Annotated in this window: 5 protein-coding genes; 2 read left to right on the top strand and 3 right to left on the bottom strand. The window is 55.5% G+C overall.

Annotation, left to right across the window (positions count from 1 at the left end; genetic code table 11):
- Together NP596_RS20275 and NP596_RS22125 are read left to right on the top strand one after the other, a co-directional pair.
- Nucleotides 1–381: energy transducer TonB (locus NP596_RS20275; protein WP_256617205.1), on the top strand; the 381-nt coding region annotated here is incomplete at its 5' end.
- Nucleotides 297–737, top strand: coding sequence for a PepSY domain-containing protein (locus NP596_RS22125; RefSeq protein WP_371927991.1), 441 nt, complete (start codon nucleotides 297–299; stop codon nucleotides 735–737). The genes NP596_RS20275 and NP596_RS22125, both read left to right, overlap by 85 nt.
- Here NP596_RS22125 and NP596_RS20270 read toward each other — a convergent pair.
- The 3 genes from NP596_RS20270 to NP596_RS20260 are packed head-to-tail and all read right to left on the bottom strand — an operon-like array spanning nucleotide 661 to nucleotide 3,900.
- Nucleotides 661–3,054: a Lon protease family protein gene (locus tag NP596_RS20270; protein WP_256617204.1), complete on the bottom strand. Its 2,394-nt coding sequence runs from the start codon at nucleotides 3,052–3,054 to the stop codon at nucleotides 661–663. The two genes, NP596_RS22125 and NP596_RS20270, sit on opposite strands and share 77 nt — an antisense overlap.
- Before the next feature lie 10 nt (nucleotides 3,055–3,064).
- Nucleotides 3,065–3,673, bottom strand: a complete 609-nt coding sequence (gene ribA / locus NP596_RS20265) for a GTP cyclohydrolase II (RefSeq protein WP_256617203.1) — start codon at nucleotides 3,671–3,673, stop codon at nucleotides 3,065–3,067.
- Nucleotides 3,670–3,900 (bottom strand): DUF7230 family protein, encoded by a 231-nt coding sequence (locus tag NP596_RS20260; RefSeq protein ID WP_256617202.1) that lies wholly within the window; start codon nucleotides 3,898–3,900, stop codon nucleotides 3,670–3,672. The genes ribA and NP596_RS20260 overlap by 4 nt, the downstream gene beginning before the upstream one ends.
- Between the last annotated feature and the right edge of the window lie 117 nt (nucleotides 3,901–4,017).

Genomic DNA, 4,017 nt, shown 5'->3' with positions numbered 1-4,017 from the left:
CCCGGCAGCGACGCGCGTTTGACCGGGCCGCCCGCGCAATGGAATCCGGACAAACAGCCTGTGCCCGCCGAAAGCGGGGAAACGGAAGGCGGGGCCGGCGGCTCGAGCAAAAGTAAATTGGTGGCCCTATCCAGAACCCTGCCGGATTATCCGCCCAAGGCGCGCGATCGCGGCATTCAGGGCTGGGTGGTTTTGGAAATTAGCGTCACACCGTCCGGCAAGGTTGGTTCGGCTCAGGTCGTAGCAGCCGATCCGCAGGGAGTCTTCGACGAAGCGGCTCTGGAAGCGGTCAAGCAATGGCGGTTTCAACCGGCTTACAAGGATGGACAAGCCGTCGAGCAACGGGCGCGCCAAATGGTGAAATTCACGCTGAAACAGTAATGAGGCTAGCCGCGCGATCTCTGAACACCGACAACGGCGTACCCACCTACGAATTCGACATTAAAGGCAAGGAAATGAAAGTTGAAGTGGACGCGGCCAGCGGTAAAATCGTCGAAGCCAACAGCGAGGTTTACCAAATCGATCAGGAATTAGGCCTACCCGCAAACGGCAAGGCGTTCGAATCTGGCTGGGTTTGTATCGATTTGGCGGCAGTTTTGCGATTGGAATGCCCTGTGTTTTTGAGGTCGGAACCAGCGGCTGATTTGATCGGAATACGCATCAGGACCCTAGCTCGGTTTCCTTGTCGTCGTCCGCCGACATATCGGAGATCTCTTTCAAACGCTCCACGGCTTTAAAGTTGATGCTGCCTTCCGGATATTGGCCCTCGGCGTTCATCGTGCCGGCGTCCTGCCCCATCAGCAAGGTCAGGGTTTCGTCGACGTTCGATACGGTGTAAATGGCAAATAAGCCCTGCTCGACCGCCTCGATGACATCCTGTTTCAGCATCAGATTCGGCTTATTCGACGTGGGGATGATGACGGCTTGTTTGCCGGTCAGGCCGCGGGCAGCGCATAAACTGAAGAAACCCTCGATTTTTTCGTTGATCCCGCCTATGGCCTGCACTTCCCCGTACTGATTGATTGATCCGGTCAGCGCAAAACCTTGTTGAATCGGTATGCGGGTCAGTGCGGAAATCAGGCAGCATAATTCGGCCAACGAGGCGCTATCGCCGTCGATATGGCCGTAGGATTGCTCCATGGCGATACTGGCGGAAATCGCCAGCGGGAATTGCTGGGCGTAGCAATGGCCGAGATAGCCGCTCAAAATCATCACGCCCTTGGAGTGGATGGGCTGGCCCAGTTCCACTTCGCGTTCGATGTCGACAATGCCGCGCGAGCCGGGATGTACTGTAGTGGTGATGCGGGCAGGGGCGCCGAAGCTGCTGCCGCCGATGTCCATTACGGTCAGGCCGTTGACCTTGCCTACGGCTTCGCCCTGGGTGTCGATCAGAATGGTGCCGTCTAGCATTTCTTCCAAGATGGCTTCCGAGATGCGGCCGTTGCGTTGTTCGCGGGCCGACAGCGCCAGTTCGATTTCGGTTTTGTCGATGCTGGCGGCCTTGGTCTGGCCGGCCAGCAAATTGGCTTCGGCAATGATTTCCAGGCACAGGTTGACGTGGGCCGACAGGCGGTTTTGGTTTTCCGCCAGCCGGCAGCTATGCTCGATCAAGCGCAGCAGGGCCGCATCGGTCAGCGGTCTGGCGCCCGAGTCCCGCGCCTGCGTGATCATCAGTTGGGTGAATTGGGCGATATGGTCCGGGGTGCGTTTGATATGGTCGTCGAAATCGGCCAATACCCTGAACATCTCGTTGAACTCGCTATCCATTTCCTCCAGCAAGTAATAGATGTCGCGCGAACCGACCAGAATGACTTTGACGTTCAGCGGAATCACTTCCGGTTTCAGCGTTATGGTGTTGATGCCGAGTTCCGAATACGGCGATTCGATTTCGATTTTGCCGGCCTGCAGCGCCCGTTTCAGGCCCTCCCAAACGAAGGGATACGTGAGGATTTTTTCCGCATCCAGAATCAGGTAGCCGCCGTTGGCGCGGTGCAGAGAACCGGGGCAGATGCGCCGGTAATTGGTGACCAGCGTGCCTTGGTCGCTGAGGTACTCGATACGGCCGAACAGGTTTTGATAAATCGGATGCGGTTCGTAAATCACCGGGGCGCCGGCGGTGTCGTGTTTGCAATCGACCAGGATATTGGGCAGATATTGCTCGGTCAGCATCGAGCGTTTGGCCAAGCTTTCGCGGCTTTCCTGATTGCGGCTGGGCATCAGGAAATCGCTGATGGTGTTGCCGAGGTTTTTTTCGACTTCGGCCAGATAGGTGATGACGTCGTCGACGTTTTGATATTTTTCGTTGAGTGCGGCGAATAAAGGCTCCAGCGCCAGTTTGATGGTGTCGGTATCCAGTTGCCGCAGTTCTTCCACCAAGGTGCGGCGCCATTGCGGCAGTTCCAGCAGCACGTCGCCCAGATATTCTTCCAGTTCCTCGGTGTGCTGATGAAAGGCGTCGCGTTCGTCCTGGGGCAGCAAGGTAAATTGCTCTTCGTCCAGCGCCTTGTCGTTGCGTATCGGCAGGAAGGTAATGGTGTCGCTGTCGCGGTAAAGCGCCACGCTCATAGCGCGGGCCTTGGTATCGACCAGATCGATGGCGGCGTTGTAGCGCTGATTGAAGCGGCGTTCGATCGCGGTTTTTTTCTGCTGATAACTGGGGCTTTCGAAGGCGGCCGGAAAGGTGGCCAGTATGTTGTCGATCAGTTTTTCGATGTCTTTACTGAAAGCATGGCCCTCGCCGGACGGCAACTCCACGGCGACCGGCTCGCGGGAGTTTTCGAAATTATCCACATAGGCGTAGGAAAGCGGCGATTCCTGCCGTTCGGCATGGCCGGTCAAATAATGGCTGACCATGGATAAGCGGCCGGTGCCCGGCTCGCCCATCACGAAAATATTGTAGCCCGGCGCTTTCATGGCCACGCCGAAGGCCAGGGCGGCTTGCGCGCGCGTTTGGCCGACGATGCCATGATCCCTGGAAATTTGGGCCGGTGTGAGTTCGCATAGGTCAAGCGCCAGTTTCAAGGCCGATGGCGGCAGTTTTAAATGTTCCAGCATGGGGAGGGTGTTATTTTTTGTCCGGCATTTTCAGGATATGGCGCATGCGCTCTACTTTGGTTTTCAAGTAGCCGAGATTGTCGAGATGGATGTGGGTTTCGATCGGAATGCGGTCGTTAACCTGTATGCCTAGCTTGGTCATTTCGTCGATTTTTTGCGGATTGTTGGTGATCAGCGCAATCGAATGCACCCGCAGGCTGTTCAGAATCAGAGCGGCAATGTCGTATTCGCGCTCGTCGGCCAAATGGCCCAATTTGATGTTGGCATCCACGGTATCCAGGCCCTGGTCTTGCAGATTGTAGGCTTGCAGTTTTTTCAGCAGACCGATGCCGCGGCCTTCCTGACGCATGTATATCAGCACGCCGAAACCGGTCTGATTGATCAAATCCAGCGCCATGTCGAGCTGTTCGCCGCAGTCGCAGCGCCGCGAACCCAGCACGTCGCCGGTAAAACATTCGGAATGGATGCGCACCGGCACGTTGTCCTTGCCGGCAACCTCGCCCTTGACGAACGCCACGTGTTCTTTATCGTCCAGGCTGTTGCTGTAGTAGTGCAGGATGAATTCGCCGTGTTTGGTGGGAATCCGGGTTTGAACTTTATCTTCTATGGTTGCTTTCACAGATGTTGAAATCCTTGCTGCGCGGTTTTAGCGGCAAAAGCCGAGCCTTTCTCAATCGTCTCCGGGAAAACGATTGAGAAAGGCTCCAGGCCCGAGTGTTTGGTTTTGCGTTGATAATGGCGTTTATCTTTAAAAACCCGAGCTTTATTGAACCGGTGGGCGAATTTCGCCACCGGATTTTTCAAGGGCAAATCATTCAAGCCCTTGGCTTTGTTTTGTTTTCTCATGCTTTTTTCTCCATAAGCTATTAAAATGCCGATTTATTTCGAACCGTTTATTTGACCATAGATTGCCTGTGAAATTCCAGAAAGACTTTGATGTGATCGTAGTGGGCGGCGGCCACG

The organism is Methylomonas rivi (assembly GCF_024505165.1).
GTDB lineage: Bacteria > Pseudomonadota > Gammaproteobacteria > Methylococcales > Methylomonadaceae > Methylomonas > Methylomonas rivi.
Note: the sequence above shows the minus strand (reverse complement) of the source record. Positions and strands in the feature narration are given on the sequence as shown.

Coding starts and splice junctions, on each gene's coding strand:
- NP596_RS22125 (WP_371927991.1), top strand. CDS start 297: ATGGCGGTTTCAACCGGCTTACAAGGATGGACAAGCCGTCGAGCAACG.
- NP596_RS20260 (WP_256617202.1), bottom strand. CDS start 3,900: ATGAGAAAACAAAACAAAGCCAAGGGCTTGAATGATTTGCCCTTGAAA.
- NP596_RS20270 (WP_256617204.1), bottom strand. CDS start 3,054: ATGCTGGAACATTTAAAACTGCCGCCATCGGCCTTGAAACTGGCGCTT.